General features: G+C 60.0%; 15 protein-coding genes. 5 read left to right on the top strand and 10 right to left on the bottom strand.

From position 1 onward, the window contains the following. Positions 1-44 precede the first annotated feature (44 nt). Positions 45-716, bottom strand: coding sequence for an imidazole glycerol phosphate synthase subunit HisH (hisH, locus tag G518_RS0114920; protein WP_028603241.1), 672 nt, complete (start codon positions 714-716; stop codon positions 45-47). A gap of 313 nt (positions 717-1029) precedes the next feature. Between hisH and G518_RS35270 the strand changes: the two genes are divergently transcribed. The 4 genes from G518_RS35270 to G518_RS0114900 are packed head-to-tail and all read left to right on the top strand — an operon-like array spanning position 1030 to position 5779. Further along, positions 1030-1326: a hypothetical protein gene (locus G518_RS35270; RefSeq protein ID WP_051236722.1), complete on the top strand. Its 297-nt coding sequence runs from the start codon at positions 1030-1032 to the stop codon at positions 1324-1326. Beyond that, entirely contained in the window at positions 1323-2372 is a 1050-nt protein-coding gene (gene mdtN / locus G518_RS0114910) for a multidrug transporter subunit MdtN (RefSeq protein ID WP_028603240.1), read from the top strand. The genes G518_RS35270 and mdtN overlap by 4 nt, the downstream gene beginning before the upstream one ends. Then, positions 2353-4311 carry an FUSC family protein gene (locus G518_RS0114905; protein WP_028603239.1) on the top strand — a complete coding sequence of 653 codons (1959 nt, stop codon included), beginning with the start codon at positions 2353-2355 and terminating at the stop codon, positions 4309-4311. The genes mdtN and G518_RS0114905 overlap by 20 nt, the downstream gene beginning before the upstream one ends. Next, positions 4298-5779 carry a TolC family protein gene (locus tag G518_RS0114900; RefSeq protein ID WP_028603238.1) on the top strand — a complete coding sequence of 494 codons (1482 nt, stop codon included), beginning with the start codon at positions 4298-4300 and terminating at the stop codon, positions 5777-5779. Before G518_RS0114905 ends, G518_RS0114900 begins: the two co-directional genes overlap by 14 nt. Positions 5780-5816: 37 nt before the next feature. Here the strand turns inward: G518_RS0114900 and hisB are convergent, their stop codons facing one another. From hisB to G518_RS38490, 3 genes are all read right to left on the bottom strand, one after another. Next, positions 5817-6413 (bottom strand): imidazoleglycerol-phosphate dehydratase HisB, encoded by a 597-nt coding sequence (gene hisB / locus G518_RS0114895; protein ID WP_036594775.1) that lies wholly within the window; start codon positions 6411-6413, stop codon positions 5817-5819. Next, the gene (gene hisC, locus G518_RS0114890; protein ID WP_028603236.1) at positions 6410-7525 is read right to left on the bottom strand and encodes a histidinol-phosphate transaminase; all 1116 of its coding nucleotides are present in this window, start codon (positions 7523-7525) and stop codon (positions 6410-6412) included. Before hisC ends, hisB begins: the two co-directional genes overlap by 4 nt. A 110-nt stretch (positions 7526-7635) precedes the next feature. After that, positions 7636-8607, bottom strand: a complete 972-nt coding sequence (locus tag G518_RS38490; protein WP_051236721.1) for a helix-turn-helix transcriptional regulator — start codon at positions 8605-8607, stop codon at positions 7636-7638. Positions 8608-8978: 371 nt separating this feature from the next. On the opposite strand from G518_RS38490, the gene G518_RS0114875 reads away from it, so the two are divergent. Further along, complete coding sequence (locus G518_RS0114875; RefSeq protein WP_028603235.1) at positions 8979-10205, top strand: IPTL-CTERM sorting domain-containing protein; 1227 nt, start codon at positions 8979-8981, stop codon at positions 10203-10205. 54 nt (positions 10206-10259) lie between these two features. Here G518_RS0114875 and hisD read toward each other — a convergent pair whose 3' ends face one another. The 6 genes from hisD to G518_RS0114845 form a co-directional block, all read right to left on the bottom strand. Next, positions 10260-11579 (bottom strand): histidinol dehydrogenase, encoded by a 1320-nt coding sequence (gene hisD, locus G518_RS0114870; protein ID WP_028603234.1) that lies wholly within the window; start codon positions 11577-11579, stop codon positions 10260-10262. Between the two features lie 25 nt (positions 11580-11604). After that, positions 11605-12258: an ATP phosphoribosyltransferase gene (gene hisG, locus G518_RS0114865; RefSeq protein ID WP_028603233.1), complete on the bottom strand. Its 654-nt coding sequence runs from the start codon at positions 12256-12258 to the stop codon at positions 11605-11607. Next, the gene (gene murA / locus G518_RS0114860) at positions 12255-13562 is read right to left on the bottom strand and encodes a UDP-N-acetylglucosamine 1-carboxyvinyltransferase (RefSeq protein WP_028603232.1); all 1308 of its coding nucleotides are present in this window, start codon (positions 13560-13562) and stop codon (positions 12255-12257) included. The genes hisG and murA overlap by 4 nt, the downstream gene beginning before the upstream one ends. Before the next feature lies 1 nt (position 13563). Beyond that, complete coding sequence (locus G518_RS0114855) at positions 13564-13806, bottom strand: BolA family protein (RefSeq protein WP_028603231.1); 243 nt, start codon at positions 13804-13806, stop codon at positions 13564-13566. An 82-nt stretch (positions 13807-13888) separates the two neighbouring features. Continuing rightward, positions 13889-14695 carry an ABC transporter permease gene (locus G518_RS0114850; protein WP_051236740.1) on the bottom strand — a complete coding sequence of 269 codons (807 nt, stop codon included), beginning with the start codon at positions 14693-14695 and terminating at the stop codon, positions 13889-13891. A 17-nt stretch (positions 14696-14712) separates the two neighbouring features. Next, positions 14713-15675, bottom strand: a complete 963-nt coding sequence (locus G518_RS0114845) for an ABC transporter ATP-binding protein (RefSeq protein ID WP_028603229.1) — start codon at positions 15673-15675, stop codon at positions 14713-14715. Positions 15676-15695: the final 20 nt, after the last annotated feature.

Raw genomic sequence — 15695 nt, 5'->3', positions numbered from 1 at the left:
CGCTCACGCCGAATGCGCAAGCGCCCAACCGGGCGGCCTTGAATTCAAGGTTCCCAGTGGAGGAAATTGCGGTAAAGGGCGAGCCCTTGAGCCGCACTTTTTTCAGGGTGAAACTGAGTCGCGAAAATATTATCGCGTGCGATGGCGGCGGCGAAACGTCCGCCATAGTCTGCCTGACCCGCGCAGTGGCGCGCCTCAGACGGCTGTGCGTAGTAGCTGTGGACGAAATAGAACCAGCTGCCATCCGGCACATCTTGCCACACGGCATGAGGCTGGGCTTGCGCCACACGGTTCCACCCCATTTGCGGCACCTTGTAACGGCTGCCATCGGGCGCGTTACGCCCCGCTAAATCGAATTTCACCACCTGACCGGGAATCAGCCCGAGTCCTGGAGTTCCTTCGGCGGTACGGCCTTCGGCGCTGTGATCTAGCAACATCTGCATACCCACGCAAACGCCGAACAGCGGCTTGCTACTCGCCGCCTCCAACACTGCCTCAAGCAGGCCAGAATCATTGAGCTGGCGCATGCAATCCGCCATGGCACCCTGCCCAGGCAGCACCACACGATGGGCGTCTCTCACCACGTTGGGGTCAGAGGTCACGACCGCCTTCACGCGCGTATCAGCCGTGGCATGCATGACCGCCTGCGCCACGGAGTGCAGGTTGCCCATGCCGTAATCGATTACCGCGACTGTCTGGTTAACTATAGGATTCATATTTCGTTGCGCGTTTTGAGTGCGCAGAGCGATGATTTTATTCAGTTTTTGGCTGCGGCCGGTTCGCGTGCCCAAGGACGGCCGGAGCTAATAGGGAGATCGCCCGAAAGTACAACCGGCCGCTGGATAACGAAAGCATCTGATGCCGTCAGCTCGTATCGTCTCATACAGAAAAATAACCGCTCTGTGGGTTACCATCATCTGCGTCATCTGGGCGAGATCGCCACCCAGGTAGTTCGGTGAGGATTTCAGGAGGCGGACAGCCCAAGACACGCCCCTCAGATGAGCCGCTCATTCAACGTTCAATGCGTTCATGCGTTCTTACGATTTCATCTTAAGGCCCACAGCCTGCACCATCACTTGCCTGATTCTTTCAGGTCTTTCGGGCTGCGGTGGTCCCAGCGCGCCTAGCCACGTTTTTTTCGGGGCTTATTTCCCTTCCTGGCTTCTGTTTGCGGTGCTCTGGGTATTGCTGGCGGTGGCGGTGCGCCTGCTCATGGTGTTGACGGGCTCCGGTACAAGCTGGCCATGGCCGCTTGCCCTTTGCCTGGCGAGCGGATTTCTGCTCGCATTGGCCTCCTGGTTTCTTATTGCAGGAGCACTGCCATGAAGGCTGCTGGCGAACATAGCCCGGCCGTCTGGCGGCGCGCCGTGGTGATCATTCTGGTGGCCGTGGCGGTGGGCGCCGGGGCATGGCTGGTGCATCAACAGGGCAAGGCGATTTCCTCGGATGATGCAACGCTGGATGCCGAGGTGGTGCACATTGCTTCAACGGTGGGCGGTCGTATCAGCCGCATCTCAGTCAAAGAGAACAGCAGCGTCCGTGCCGGTGAAGAGCTGTTCCAGATTGACCCGGAACCTTTGCAACTGGCCGTTAACCAAGCGGAAGCCGATCTGGCTCTTGCCCGTGCCACCCTGGCCACGCAGCAGCGTGGTGTAGCAACGCAACGCTCCGCGGTGTCACAAGCGGCGGATCAAACACGGCGAGCGGAGACAAATCTCGCCCTTGCTCGCCGCACGACAGAAAGGCTGCGCCCCCTGGCAGCCAAGGGCTACGTACCGCAGCAGCAGTTGGACCAAGCGGAAACCGCAGAGCGTGATGCGCAGACCACCCTGCGCCAGGCGCAGGAGCAAGCGCGCGCTTCCGTACAGGCGGTGGGAAACGAAGACGGCGGCCTGGCGACCGTCCGCGCCCGCGAGGCAGCTGTAGGGCTGGCCCGGCACGCGCTAGCCAGTGCGACGGTTCGTGCACCCCATGATGGCCGAGTGGCGGGGTTGACTGTTACCAGCGGGGAAATCGTGGCTCCCTCCCAATCGCTCTTCACTCTGGTGGTGTCCAAGGAGTGGTCGGCCGTCGCCAACCTGCGCGAGTCTGATCTCTCAAAAATAGCTGTGGGCGACTGCGCCACTGTGTATTCCATGATCGACCGGCGCACGGCCCTGCGAGGCACGGTACAGGGGATTGGGGCCGGTGTGCTCGATGCCGAACGCATTGCATTGCCCCGTAGCCTGCCTTATGTGCAGAAATCAATGAATTGGGTCCGTGTGGCTCAGCGGTTTCCGGTGCGCGTGGACATCCATCAGCCGCCCGATACTCTGATGCGGCTGGGCGCCAGCGCGGTGATAGAGATCCGCCATGGCAGCGCCTGCCCCTGAATCTTTGACGGCGCGGCCGATGCCCATGCCAAGTGCTCGCGCTTTGCTCGCCCTGCTCAGGCCAACCCCGGGCCGGCTTGAATTCGCTTTCCGGCTGACACTTGTCTGCACGCTCAGCGTAGCAGTGGCTGAGTGGTTCCACACGCCTGAGGTCGCATTAACGGCCTATGTGGGATTTTTCTTGTTACGCGCAGATCGCACCACCAGCATCGTGATGGGCATGGGAATGCTGGTGATGGCTTCTCTACTCATCGGGCTGGTTGCCTTGATAGCCAACGGCCTTATTGGCCGGCCAGCAGCCTTGCTGGCGAGCATGACGCTGATCGCCTTTGGATTGTTTTTCCTCACTTCAGCGAGCAAACTGGCGCCTGTGGGAGGCATCCTGGCCTTGATCACCACGTATGCGCTCTCGCTGATCGGAATGCTGCCGGTTGGAGAACTCGCGACACGCGCCCTGCTCTACGCCTGGCTCATGGTGGCGATCCCTGTGGGCGTATCCACCGTCGTCAACCTGCTGATAGGGCCCGCACCACGCCGCCTGGCCCAATCGGCGTTGGCACGCCGGCTGTGGGCCGCAGCCGGCGTACTTCGCTCCGGCGACGATGAAAGCCGCAGCGAACTGCGGCAACTGCGGATGGAAGGCACAGGCGACATCCAATCCTGGTTACGGCTGGCCAGTTTGGAGCACACGAGTCCGGCGAAAACGATCAATGCCTTGGGCCACGCCAATGAAGCCACCGCGCGGGTACTGGTCCTCGTGGATACGCTTGATCCGGTTCTGCCAGACGAAAACGCACGAAGCGCCATAGCGAACACGCTCGAAGAGATGGCACGCATCCTGGATCGCGGCGCGTACCCTGTAGAAGTGCAATTGCCGGCGCTCGCAGATGCATCGCTCTCCGAACAGGCCGGCCGGGCCCTGATGGCTTTGCGTCATGCGCTCACGGGCTTTACGGATGCGAATGAACCTGCACCGCCCAATCCGGACCCGCCTTCAGGCTTTTTCGCGGCCGACGCGTTTCGCAATCCCACGCACGTGCGGTTTGCGATTAAGGCCACCGGCGCGGCCATGTTTTGCTACCTTTTCTATCACGCGCTAGGTTGGAATGACATCCACACGGCGTTTATCACCTGCTTCATCGTGGCCCTGAGCACAACGGGTGAAACGGTTCAGAAACTCAGCCTTCGCATGACGGGCTGCCTGGTGGGTGCGGCCATTAGCCTGGCGGCGTTGCTGTGGGTGCTTCCGGCTATAGAAGGCCTCGCAGGCCTTTTGGCACTGATTTTTGTGGTGACCTTGGGGGCCACCTGGGTGGCCGCAGGAAGCTCGCGCATCTCCTACGCCGGCTTTCAGATCGCTTTCGCTTTTTACCTGTGCGTGCTTCAGGGAAACGGCCCCTCCTACGACTTCGGGGTTGCACGTGACCGAGTCATTGGCATCTTGATCGGTAATGCCGTCATGTACCTCGTTTTTACGCGCCTATGGCCAGTGAGTGTGGCTTCGCGGATCGACTCCGCGCTGGCATTGCTGCTGAGCCGACTGGCACGCATTGCCGAAGCTCCGGGATCTCGCCTGGCCAGCGTTCAGCTTGCAAGCTTGGAAAGTGGCCAATCTGCCGCCGCCGCCGACCTGGCTCTTTTGGCTTATGAGCCGGCTAGCGTGCGGCCCAGCCCGCAATGGATCGCTCAGCGCGAGCAGACCTTGCACACCACTTACGCACTCGCCGGCCCCCTGATACTCCAACCCGGCAACCCTAAGCTGGCCGGGGTGCTCAATACATGGGCCCGACAGCTTGAAACTGCAGTACCAACACCAGCGGTTCAGTTGCCAGCGCTCCCCTCCTGGCTGCGGCAACCCTTGCTCGCAGTGTCAGATGCCGTACAGAAGCAAACCGATGCCACTCTCCCCCCCACAGAGGCTCCGCATGCCGTGCGTTAGGCTCATCGTCTCTTGCATCGCACTTGGGCTGCTGGGCGCCTGCGCCGCCCCTACGCCCCAGTTGGCACCTCCCCGACCCGACGCCGCCTGGTATCCCAACGCCCCTCAGAAGGATTTCGTTCTACCTTCCCAGCCAGCTCTGGCTGAACTAGCCGCCACGCCGGACGTCGACCCCTCGCGCCTGTATTCACTTGCAGAGCTGATCGACCTCGCACAGCGCAACCATCCTGCGACCCGAATTGCATGGATCGCGGCGAAAAATGCGGCGACGACGGCCGGTATCGCTCAACGAAGCTGGTTGCCCAGGCTTTCAGCCACAGTGCTGGCAGGTGCGCGGCATCGGCAGGGAGATGCAGGGGGCCAATCCGTTTCCATTGAGAGCGAAAGAAATGGTCACGCGGCAGCCGGGGTGCTTTCCCTGCAATGGCTACTGTTCGACTTTGGAGAGCGCGCGGCTATTGCGCAAGGGGCTGAGCATGAGGCCATGGTCGCCAACATAGGGTTCACCGCGGCCCATCAGCAAATTATTGAAGCCGTGAGTCTGGCCTACTACTCTCATGGAGCTGCGCGAGCGCGCATAGGCGTGGCGCAAGGCGCGCTCGCCAATAGCCGCGAGATTCTCGAGGCTGCCCAGGCGCGCTTCAAACAGGGCATTGGCACAGTGATTGAAGTGGCTCATGCAAAGCAAGCGGTCGCTCAAGCGGAATTTGCAAGAGTGCAGGCCCAAGGAAGGGAGCGCGACACCTATCACTCATTGATTGCCGCCATGGGTATCTCTCCCCTGACCCCTCTGAAGCTGGCGGAGGCGCCTACACCTCGGCTTGGGCTGGCAGACAAGGAGCCCATCGAACGACTGGTGGCTGATGCCTTGGCTCGACGCCCGGATATTCAGGCCGCGTACGCAACACTTCAGGCCAGCCGCGCAGGGGCCAGGGCTTCGGAAGCCGCCCGGATGCCCAAAGTGTTCCTGGCAGCCTCGGCCTCCCGCAGCAGCGGCGCCAATGTGACCACTTTCCCAAGCGCTGGGCAAGACGGCCCCACGCTCAACCTGGCTGGCAGCGGCTCAGGCGTCGGCGCTTTCATTGGCGTTACGGTACCTCTTTGGGACGGGCAGACACGATCTTCCATGCAGATGCAGGCGCAGCAGCGCGTTGAAGCAGCCCAGGCACGACTTGATCGAGTACGTCAGCAAGCAGTGCAACAGATCGTCGTGGCACAAGACGCACTTTTCAGCGCGCTTGCCTCTGTGCAGGCGGCGACCGAACTGCGCCTGGCTGCTGGCGTGACCCAGGATGCGGCCTCAGACGCTTACCGCCACGGTGTAGGAACCGTGACCGCAGCCACCTTGGCGGAGACACAACTGATCGAGGCGGGTCAACTCCTCGCCGATGCACGTGCAGCCGCCCAATCAGCGGCGGTGACCCTGGCTCTAGCAACGGGCGCGCTGGGCTCAGCGCCAGCCCCCTAAGGTGTAGAAAGCGCCGCTTGCGGCGGCGCCTCACGCCCTAGAGCACGCCCTTGGTAGAAGGAATCTGCCCTTCTGAACGCGGGTCTAAGGTAAGGGCCATACGCAACGCACGGCCAAAGGCCTTGAAAACGGTCTCGGCCTGGTGATGCGCGTTGACGCCTTTGAGGTTGTCTAAATGCAGCGTCACAAAGGCGTGATTGACGAACCCCTGGAAAAACTCGTGGAAGAGCTGGGTGTCAAAGCTGCCAATCATGCCGCTGGTGAATTTCACATCGGCCACCAGCCCGGGGCGGCCAGAAAAATCGATCACCACACGTGAAAGTGCCTCATCCAGGGGCACATAACTGTGGCCGTAACGTGTGATGCCTTTTTTATCGCCCACGGCCTCCTTGACTGCCTGCCCGATGGCAATGCCCACGTCTTCCACGGAGTGGTGACCATCGATATGCAGATCGCCCTCGCATTGGACATCCAGATCAATCATGCCGTGGCGGGCAATTTGATCGAGCATGTGGTCAAAAAAGCCAATTCCTGTAGACAGGCGCGATTGCCCGCTGCCATCCAGGTTAAGGCGTACTTTGATTTTGGTCTCAGCGGTGTCGCGGGAGACTTCTGCGGTGCGTGGAGTATTCATAGGGATGCTTGCAGAGCGGCCAGCATCTGCTCATTTTCTCTCTCGGTGCCTACAGTCAGGCGTAGGCAATTGGCCAGTAAAGGATGCATTGTAGAAACGTTCTTCACCAACACCTTGCGCGCCTTCATTCCTTCAAAGGTTTTGGGGGCATCCGGCAAGCGCACCAGCAGCATATTGGCCTCACTGGAATAGGCGTGAACTCCTGGCAGAAGGTTCAGCGCAGACAGGAGTTTTTCCCGCTCCGCACGAATATCAACCGCCTGGGCCGCAAACACCTCGCGGTGCTCGAGCGCGAACAGCGCGCACTCTGCGTTCAGCACGCTCACGTTATAGGGGGGGCGCAGCTTATCGAGCTGCGCCACGATGCGCGCCGGGCCCATCAAATAGCCAAGACGCACGCCTGCCAAGCCGAATTTGCTGAGCGTTCGCATCACCAGCACGTGCCGATGGCGCTCAGGCGCAGCATGCACCGATTCGATCCAGCTGCGCGCAGCGAAGGGTTGATAGGCCTCATCCATAACCACCAGCCCTCCCTGCGCGCCCTGGGCATCTATCAGGCGCTCAATCACCCCTTGGTTCCACAGGGTGCCGGTGGGGTTGTTGGGGTAGGCCAGGTAAAGGACAGCGGGGCGATATTCATCGATGGCATTCAGCATCGCGGATTCGTCGAGCTCAAACTCGGCCGTGAGCGGTATACCACGAAAGGCGAGCCCCTGGAACTGCGCGCTCATGCCATACATCACGAATCCCGGCAGAGGTGCCAGGATGACCGCGGGCTCTGCAGAACCCGGGGTGTCGCAGGCCATGGCCAGCAAGCTAATGAGCTCGTCCGAGCCATTGCCCAGCATCAAGGACCAATCCGGGGGAAGGGCCGCGTAATGCGCCAGTGCTTGCTTCAAATCATGTACTCGCTCGCCCGGGTAGCGATTGATGGCCACCTCACCAAGCCTGCGGCCCAGTTCGGCACGCAATGCCGACGGCAGCCGGTGCGAGTTTTCCATCGCATCCAGCTTCAGCATGCCGGAAGAATCTTGCACGGCGTAGGCGTGCATGCCTTGTACATCCTGGCGGAGACGCGAGAGCGGATCGTGGGAGTGGGTTTCCGTATTCATGAAGGGGGCAATCGTGGAGCGGCTCATTCAACACAGCGCGCTCAGAACGTGTTGACGATCTATTCGGACTCCGAATAGATCGTCAACACGCTCCAAGCAGGACGCCCATGCTACAAGAACTCACCCGCACGTGCCTCGGAGGGCGTCATGCCATACCGCTCTCTGAAGTTGCGGTTGAAATAGGACAAATCACCAAAACCCGCGTCAAAAGCGAGCGTTTGGATAGCACAACCACTCAATCTCGGATCTACCAGCCGGCGGTACACCAGCGCCAGGCGCTGCTCCATGACCAACGAACTGAAGGAGAGTCCCTCCTGGGCCAGCAACATATGGAGGTAACGGGGCGTAATGCCATGCCGCCGGGCTACCGCACCTACAGACAGCGCTCCATCCGTGAAATGCGCTGTGATGTCGCGCTTGATAGCCAACAGGCGAGCCGCGCGCGCGCCACGACCTTGAGCTATGTGGGCCACGTCTCCCGTAGCGCCCGCGGCGAGGGCCGCGAGATCATGCAAGTGCACGGTGGCTGCACGGCGCAATTCGGGCGTGGTCAGATCGTCGTGATCGCGCAGCATGTACGCATAGCGCATCAACATCGAGACTACCGGATGCCCTCGTAGCGGCTGCAACATGGCGGAGTCCACATCGACCTGCATGGAGCTCAGCATTGAGCGGTTCAAAGTAACCTGGCACAAGTGCGTAGGGATGTACGTCACGACCGATTCCGGGTGGTGGGATCCAGCAAAAACCATATCCCCGCCGCCCAGACGACATTCACTGCCACGAACGCTTATGGAGCCACTTCCCTCATAGATCCCCATGAGCAAAACGCTGTCGTCGGGGACCATCGAAGCGGGGTGGGTACAGCGAGATGGCGAAGCCTCCCCGATCTGGATGGACACTTGCTCGAACCTGGTCACCGTGCCTTCAATAGCTAGCGGAGAACCGTTCAGCGGTTCGACATGAATTCCCCCAAGAAACGCCTCAAATTGCTCTTGAAACGCCTTCAGGCGACTCAGATCATGAATCGGTGGGCAGCTTAACCGCTGAGTAGGGGATTGATCGCTCGGCGGAGCTCCCATGTTGACCTCCTCTCCTTGCTTATCTTTGTTTCTTCGCTTCAGTATGGCTCAGTACAAAAAGTTACCTGGACCATTTCACTTTAGTCCGTGTCGATTTCGCTACAGCCCAAGGAGAAAGCACCACTTCGTTCTATCGTGCATTTTCAACAAATGAATTTGGGAGGAACTAAAGGTTACGGCGGCGGGGCTGCTTCAAGTCTCTGCCCTGGTCTTAGAGCGTTTCCATGATCTTTTCGAGAGTCCGAAAAAACACGAACACGTTCTCACACACCGATTTCGGACACACGGTTCGCTGGGGCAGCACATCATGCTTGCGCCGGTTTTTCACGCCCATCTTTGAACTTCCGCACTTGCTAGAAACGTTCTGTCATATGAAGCACAAAATCCTCGCCCTCGCCAGCCTGCTCCTGCCCTGGACACTCGCTCAGGCTCAAACCCCCGCCCAGGCCTACATAGCGCTTGACGGCTCCGTTAGCCAGATCCGCTGGCTTGATTTCGCTGGCATGGTGGGTGCGGGCCCCACCTATGCGCAGGACTTCCTGTTCGACGTACCCCCCTCCAGCGGTGTCGCCACCAAATTGGGGCTCCACATCGAACGCGGCTCGCTGCTGGCCACTTATCACGGAAATCTAAGCGCCCAGCCCCTGCCGGCCTATGTAGGCTCAGTGATAGGTCGCGGTTCCGCATTTGGTCTGCCTCTCCGTTACCAGCCCGACACCGCCGCACGCAAGCCGGCGCTGCGCAGCATGGGCGGAATCATGCGTTTGAATCTGAGCCAACTGGTGCTCAGAAACAGTGCCGGACACGATTTGCAATTCGAATTGTTCGCCGTGGATGCCGAGGAGACGACGCCCATTTCAGGTTCAGACTCCGAATCCATCTACTTCACCACCGATGGCGGAGACTGGGGCAACCCGGCTCAGCTCACGCCCGTCGCAGGAAACCTGCCCGCTACCGTACTGGCCGCCTACCCCGATCCGAAGCGCGTGGTCTTGCGAAGCAAGTTGCCCCTGCTTCCTACAGAGTACGCTGCGAGCGCCTGGATGCACTCAACCGTGAACCCAAGCTCAATCATCGCTGGCCTGGATACCGAACCTGGCTCCGCAGAGCAGTCCGAAGCGCAAGCGGTTGCATTCGGCATCATCCCATCCATTCCTGAAGTCAGCGTCAGCTGCGCACCCGCCACGCTGCTCGATGCGGCGGGCCAGACCGCCACCTGTACGGTCGGGGTGACGAACCCTCCCCGTTCGGCCTATGCCATTGCGCTAAGCTTGGCCGGCGATGCAACCCGTTTCAGCAGCGACTGTGCCAGCGTAAACTTCGCCGCATTCCAAAACGAGGCTTCCTGCACGATTACCGCCACCCCGAATACCACGCGTGGAGACGGTGCGGCACCTATCAGCGTATCAGCCAGTACAAATCCAGACGACCCAGCCTGGATCGTCAGGGGTGACCCGCAAACAGTGACTGTGCAGGACAATGACAATGGAGCTCCAGTGGCTGGCGTCACCGCCGTGCCAACGCTGAGCGAGTGGACGCTGATGGCACTGGGCCTGCTGTTAAGCGTATTGGGAGTGAGCCGGATGCGGCGCGGCTGAAGCCGGACTCTCTGAATACGTTTACGAGCGCATTCAGAGATCGTCAACACATTCTCAGGAAGACAGCCGCATTTCCGCTGCAGCCGCGTGTGCCTGCAGTCCTTCGCCCAGCGCAAGAACACGGGCGATTCGGCCGAGCGTTTGAGCGCCCGCCTGGCTCACCTCAATCAGGCTGCTGCGCTTTTGGAAATCGTAGACCGACAGCGGAGACGAGAAACGTGCCGTACCGCTGGTGGGAAGCACATGGTTGGGGCCAGCGCAGTAGTCACCCAAGGACTCACTGGTATAGGCACCCAGAAATATGGCGCCAGCGTGTTTGAGCAAGGGCTCCCAGCGGTGCGGATCATTGCTGCTGATCTCCAGATGTTCTGGAGCGATGCGGTTACTGATCTCGCACGCTTCTTCCATGCTTCGCGTGTGGATCAAGGCGCCGCGGCCTGAAAGGCTTTTGGCAATGATCTCAGCGCGAGGCATGGTGGGAAGAAGGCGGTCAATCTCCCGCTTGACGGCATCGATATACGCCGCATCCGGGCTGAGCAAAATGCTTTGCGCCAATTCGTCGTGCTCGGCCTGACTGAATAGATCCATGGCTACCCAGTCGGCAGGCGTACTGCCATCAGCCAGAACCAGAATCTCGCTCGGCCCGGCAATCATGTCGATGCCCACGGTACCAAACACGTGTTTCTTGGCACTGGCCACGTAAGCGTTGCCGGGGCCGGTGATCTTGTCCACCTTAGGCACCGTCGCCGTACCGTAGGCCAGCGCCGCAATGGCTTGCGCGCCGCCAATGGTGAAGGCGCGACTCACACCGGCGACGTGGGCGGCTGCCAGCACGAGCGGGTTTTTTTCGCCCCGCGGCGTGGGTACGACCATCACAATCTCACCCACACCGGCCACGTGGGCCGGCATGGCGTTCATCAGCAGGCTGCTCGGGTAGGCCGCTTTGCCACCGGGTACGTAGATACCTACCCGATCCAGCGGAGTGATCTTCTGCCCCAGCAAAGTGCCATCTTCATCGCGATAGGTCGCCGTTTCTCCGCCTTGGCGTTTTTGCCATTCGTGATAGCGCCTGATGCGAGCGGCCGCAACCTCCAGAGCTTCGCGCTGAACGGCAGGCAGGCTTTCAAAAGCTGCCTTCAACTCTTGCGGTGTCAGTTCAAGGCCACCCATGCTGGCAGCCGTGACGTGATCGAATCGTTCGGTGTATTCCAGCACCGCCGCATCGCCACGACTGCGCACATCAGCCAGGATGTCCCTCACCCGATGCTCGATGGCCGCATCCTGCTCAGCGCTCCAATGCAGGCGCGCTGCAAACTGCTGCTCAAAATCAGAACTGGCGGTGGATAAGCGGGCGGGTGTGGCTGTGAAGGTCATTGTTGGGAGGTTCCTCTCGGCTCCATCAGGCAGCTACTGGCACTGGGCCAACGGCTGCGGCGAAAGAATCGATGATGCGGCGAATGGGGGCGGTCTTGAGCTTCAGCGCGGCCTGGTTGACCACCAGGCGTGAGCTGATATCCATGATGTGCTCAACCTCCACCAGATTGTTCGCCTTAAGCGTCTTGCCGGTGCTCACCAGGTCGACGATGGCATCGGCCATGCCGGTGAGCGGGGCCAGCTCCATGCTGCCGTAAAGCTTGATGAGATCGACGTGCACGCCCTTTTCCGCGAAGAAATTGCGTGCAATGGCGGTGTACTTGGTGGCCACGGTGATGCGGCTGCCTTGGCGTATGGCGCGCATGTAATCAAAGCCCGCAGGTGCGGCCACGGCCATGTGGCATTTTGCAATCCGCAGATCCAGCGGCTGATACAGGCCTGCACCGCCATGCTCAATCAGCACGTCTTTACCGGTTACGCCAAGATCAGCTCCGCCGTACTCCACATAGGTGGGTACATCAGTAGCACGTACCAGGACCACACGAACACCTTCCTGGTTCGTGGGCAAGATGAGCTTTCTGGACTTTTCAGGGTCTTCGAGCACCTCAATGCCTGCAGCCGCCAGCAAGGGCAGCGTTTCTTCAAAGATGCGGCCCTTGGAGAGCGCGAGAGTAATCATGATGCAACCCTCTGAATATCTGCCCCAATCGCCCGCAGCTTCTCTTCCATCTGGTCGTAGCCGCGGTCGAGGTGATAGATGCGGTCAATCAAGGTTTCACCTTCGGCCACCAGCCCGGCGATGACCAGGCTGGCAGAAGCTCGTAAGTCGGTCGCCATGACGCTGGCACCGGACAAATTCTGCACACCATCGATCATGGCGACACGGCCGTCGATATGGATGCTTGCTCCCAGCCGTGTCATTTCATTGACGTGCATGAAGCGGTTTTCGAAGATAGTCTCAGTGACCATGCTGGAGCCGGAAGCTACGCAATTGAGCGCCATGAACTGCGCCTGCATGTCGGTCGGGAAACCCGGATACTCGCTGGTGCGAAAGCTCTGCGCTTTCAGCGCCCTGCCACCCAAGCTACGGATGGTGATGGAGTGAGCTTTGGGGCCGTCTTCGCAGTGTGGCCCTCCCTGGGCCTCAATCTCTGCGCCGGCGTCGCGGAGTTTCTCAATCACCGCATCGAGGTGGTGAGCGCACGCATTGCGCAAGGTGGCTTCGCCGCCGGTAGCAGCCACGGCGCACAGGAATGTGCCGGCTTCGATACGGTCGGCGACGACCTCATGCGTGCAACCGTGGAGCTGCTCCACCCCAATAATACGGATGCGGCTGGTGCCGTGGCCTTCAATGCGTGCACCCATTTTGATGAGCATCTCGGCCAGATCGGTGATCTCAGGCTCCTGCGCCGCGTTTTCCAGTACGGTCTCACCTTCGGCCAGGGTAGCGGCCATGAGGAAGTTTTCTGTGCCCGTGACCGTGACCATATCGGTGGTGATCCGCGCACCCTTCAAGCGAGTGCGGCCCTCCGGCAAGCGCGCCAGCATATAGCCGTGCTCCACATCGATTTCCGCACCCATGGCTTGCAGACCTTTGATGTGCTGGTCCACAGGCCGTGACCCGATAGCACAGCCACCGGGCAAGGAAACCTTGGCTCGGCCAAAGCGAGCCAGCAGAGGCCCCAACGCCAGAACTGAAGCGCGCATGGTCTTGACCAGCTCGTAAGGCGCTTCTGGCGTCAGAGACGCCGCCGCATGGAAGCTCATGCCGCCACGCTCGCCGTGCGTTTCTGTCACGCAGCCCATGTTGTCGAGCAATTTGCGCATGGTGCGCACGTCCTGAAGGCGTGGCACATTGGTGAGCACCACAGGCTCAGCCGTCAGAAGAGCCGCGCACATTTCAGGAAGTGCGGCATTTTTGGCGCCGGAAATGACGACCTCCCCCCGAAGCGGTCGGCCTCCGCGGATCAGTAGTTTGTCCATGTCATTCTGGATTTTTTTGATATTCGGCGGGCGTCAATGTCTTCATCGACAGCGCGTGCACTTCATCGGTCTTCATACGATCGCCGAGAGCAGCATACACGCGCTGATGCCGCGCGATGGGGCGCAGGCCCTCGAAGGCGGTCGAGACGATGGTGGCGAACCAGTGGCGCCCGTCGCCTTCGACGTTGAGGTGTTCGCACGGCAAGCCGGCGGCAATAATGGATTGAAGTTCTTGCGCAGTCATGTTTTGTTTGGAAGAGGTGGAAGGGTGGACAACCCGGCGAAGACACTTACCAAGTCTCTAACGCCAAGGTTCAGCCGCATCCTCAACCTCTTAATTTGTACCCGATCTTGAGGAGGTGTAGCGTCAAAACCGCCATGCCGAGGCAACTGCCTCCGGCCACCGCAAGACTCAACCAGGGAGAAACGTCGCTCACCCCGAAGAACCCGTATCTGAAACCGTCGATCATGTAGAAGAACGGATTGAAGTGGCTGAGCTGCTGCCAGACACCCGGCAAAGAATGGATGGAGTAGAAGACGCCCGCCAGGAAGGTCATGGGCATCACGACAAAGTTCTGAAATACCGCCATCTGGTCGAACTTATCGGCCCACAGACCTGCCAGCAAACCCAGCACGCCCATCATCGTGGTGCCCAGTAAAGCGAATACGAAGATCCAAACAGGAGCAGCCGCCTGCGCCGGCGCATAAAACAGGGTGATCACATACACCCCTGTGCCGACCAGAAGGCCCCGCAAAATTGCCGCGCCTACGTAAGCAATGAACCAGTGCCACGGCCCCAGTGGCGTCAGAAGCACAAACACCAGATTGCCCATGATTTTGCTTTGTACCAAACTCGATGCGCTGTTTGCAAAGGCATTTTGGAGCATGCTCATCATCACCAGGCCAGGCACCAGGAAGGCCACATAGCTCACCCCTGGATAAACCTGCACACGGTCACTCATCACGTGACCAAAGATCAACAGATAGAGCACGGCCGTGAGCACAGGCGCGGCGATGGTCTGGAAAGCCACGCGCCAAAACCGGAGCACCTCCTTTTTGAGGAGCATCTTCCAGCCATCGTTGGGTGCGGGCACAGCCTCCAAGCGCGGCGGAGTTTGGGCAATTTTGGGCATAGCCACGTTGGCGTCGGTCATACGGTGGCCACCTCCGCCAAGCCAGCTTCGGTAACGCCGACCTCCGGCGCTCCGTTCATCAACTCGATGAATACATCCTCAAGGTCAGCCTTGCGAATCTCCATATCCTCCGCAGTGACGCCAGCCTCGCGCAGCGCAGCGAGATGGCGCTCGATGGCTTCCGGACCATCTGCCGGCAGCTCCACGATCCGGCCAGTCACCCGTGCCAGCCGAGCCAAATGCTCCGGAAGGGCGCTATCAGTTTTGAAGTGAAGCACGTTCGAAGTCGCATTGCTCAACAGGGTGCTAGTTTTCTCAAGCGCAATGACCCGCCCTTTCTTGAGCATGGCCAGACGCGAGCACAGTGCCTCGGCTTCTTCCAGATAGTGGGTGGTCAGAAGCACGGTATGCCCACGCTTGTTGAGATCTGCAACGAACTGCCACAGTGTCTGACGCAACTCCACATCCACGCCCGCCGTGGGCTCGTCGAGCACGATGACAGGGGGCTTATGTACCAGAGCTTGAGCCACCAAGACACGACGTTTCATACCGCCCGAAAGCTGACGCATGTTGGCGCCTGCTTTATCGGACAATCCCAGGCCATGGAGCAATTCATCAATCCAGGCGTCATTTCGGTGAAGCCCGAAATAACCTGACTGGAACACCAGCGCCTCGCGCACGGTAAAAAATGGATCGAACACCAGCTCCTGCGGCACGATGCCCAGATGGCGGCGTGCCTGAACGAACTCATGTCTGACGTCGAAGCCGTGCACCTTGATGCTTCCAGTACTGGCCCGCGCGAGGCCAGCCAGGATGGAGATCAAGGTGGTTTTCCCGGCGCCATTGGGGCCGAGCAGGCCGAAAAATTCGCCCTCTTCGATATCGAAGCTGACGTTGTCGAGCGCTTTGAGAGGGGATGAGCCGGGCTTACCGGAGGTCTCGTAGACCTTCGAGACCGACTGAATTGAAATAGCGGGCATAGGCTTAACCCGCGATTTTA

The sequence above is a fragment of the Ottowia thiooxydans DSM 14619 genome, assembly GCF_000422885.1.
Classification (GTDB): Bacteria; Pseudomonadota; Gammaproteobacteria; order Burkholderiales; family Burkholderiaceae_C; genus Ottowia; species Ottowia thiooxydans.
Note: the sequence above shows the minus strand (reverse complement) of the source record. Positions and strands in the feature narration are given on the sequence as shown.

What these genes read in the sequence shown, in the direction of transcription:
- G518_RS35270 (WP_051236722.1), top strand. Translation starts at nt 1,030, where the DNA reads ATGCGTTCTTACGATTTCATCTTAAGGCCCACAGCCTGCACCATCACT.
- G518_RS38490 (WP_051236721.1), bottom strand. Translation starts at nt 8,607, where the DNA reads ATGGGAGCTCCGCCGAGCGATCAATCCCCTACTCAGCGGTTAAGCTGC.
- G518_RS0114900 (WP_028603238.1), top strand. Translation starts at nt 4,298, where the DNA reads ATGCCGTGCGTTAGGCTCATCGTCTCTTGCATCGCACTTGGGCTGCTG.
- hisD (WP_028603234.1), bottom strand. Translation starts at nt 11,579, where the DNA reads ATGACCTTCACAGCCACACCCGCCCGCTTATCCACCGCCAGTTCTGAT.
- G518_RS0114905 (WP_028603239.1), top strand. Translation starts at nt 2,353, where the DNA reads ATGGCAGCGCCTGCCCCTGAATCTTTGACGGCGCGGCCGATGCCCATG.
- G518_RS0114855 (WP_028603231.1), bottom strand. Translation starts at nt 13,806, where the DNA reads ATGACTGCGCAAGAACTTCAATCCATTATTGCCGCCGGCTTGCCGTGC.
- hisB (WP_036594775.1), bottom strand. Translation starts at nt 6,413, where the DNA reads ATGAATACTCCACGCACCGCAGAAGTCTCCCGCGACACCGCTGAGACC.
- murA (WP_028603232.1), bottom strand. Translation starts at nt 13,562, where the DNA reads ATGGACAAACTACTGATCCGCGGAGGCCGACCGCTTCGGGGGGAGGTC.
- G518_RS0114850 (WP_051236740.1), bottom strand. Translation starts at nt 14,695, where the DNA reads ATGCCCAAAATTGCCCAAACTCCGCCGCGCTTGGAGGCTGTGCCCGCA.
- hisG (WP_028603233.1), bottom strand. Translation starts at nt 12,258, where the DNA reads ATGATTACTCTCGCGCTCTCCAAGGGCCGCATCTTTGAAGAAACGCTG.
- mdtN (WP_028603240.1), top strand. Translation starts at nt 1,323, where the DNA reads ATGAAGGCTGCTGGCGAACATAGCCCGGCCGTCTGGCGGCGCGCCGTG.
- hisC (WP_028603236.1), bottom strand. Translation starts at nt 7,525, where the DNA reads ATGAATACGGAAACCCACTCCCACGATCCGCTCTCGCGTCTCCGCCAG.
- G518_RS0114875 (WP_028603235.1), top strand. Translation starts at nt 8,979, where the DNA reads ATGAAGCACAAAATCCTCGCCCTCGCCAGCCTGCTCCTGCCCTGGACA.
- G518_RS0114845 (WP_028603229.1), bottom strand. Translation starts at nt 15,675, where the DNA reads ATGCCCGCTATTTCAATTCAGTCGGTCTCGAAGGTCTACGAGACCTCC.
- hisH (WP_028603241.1), bottom strand. Translation starts at nt 716, where the DNA reads ATGAATCCTATAGTTAACCAGACAGTCGCGGTAATCGATTACGGCATG.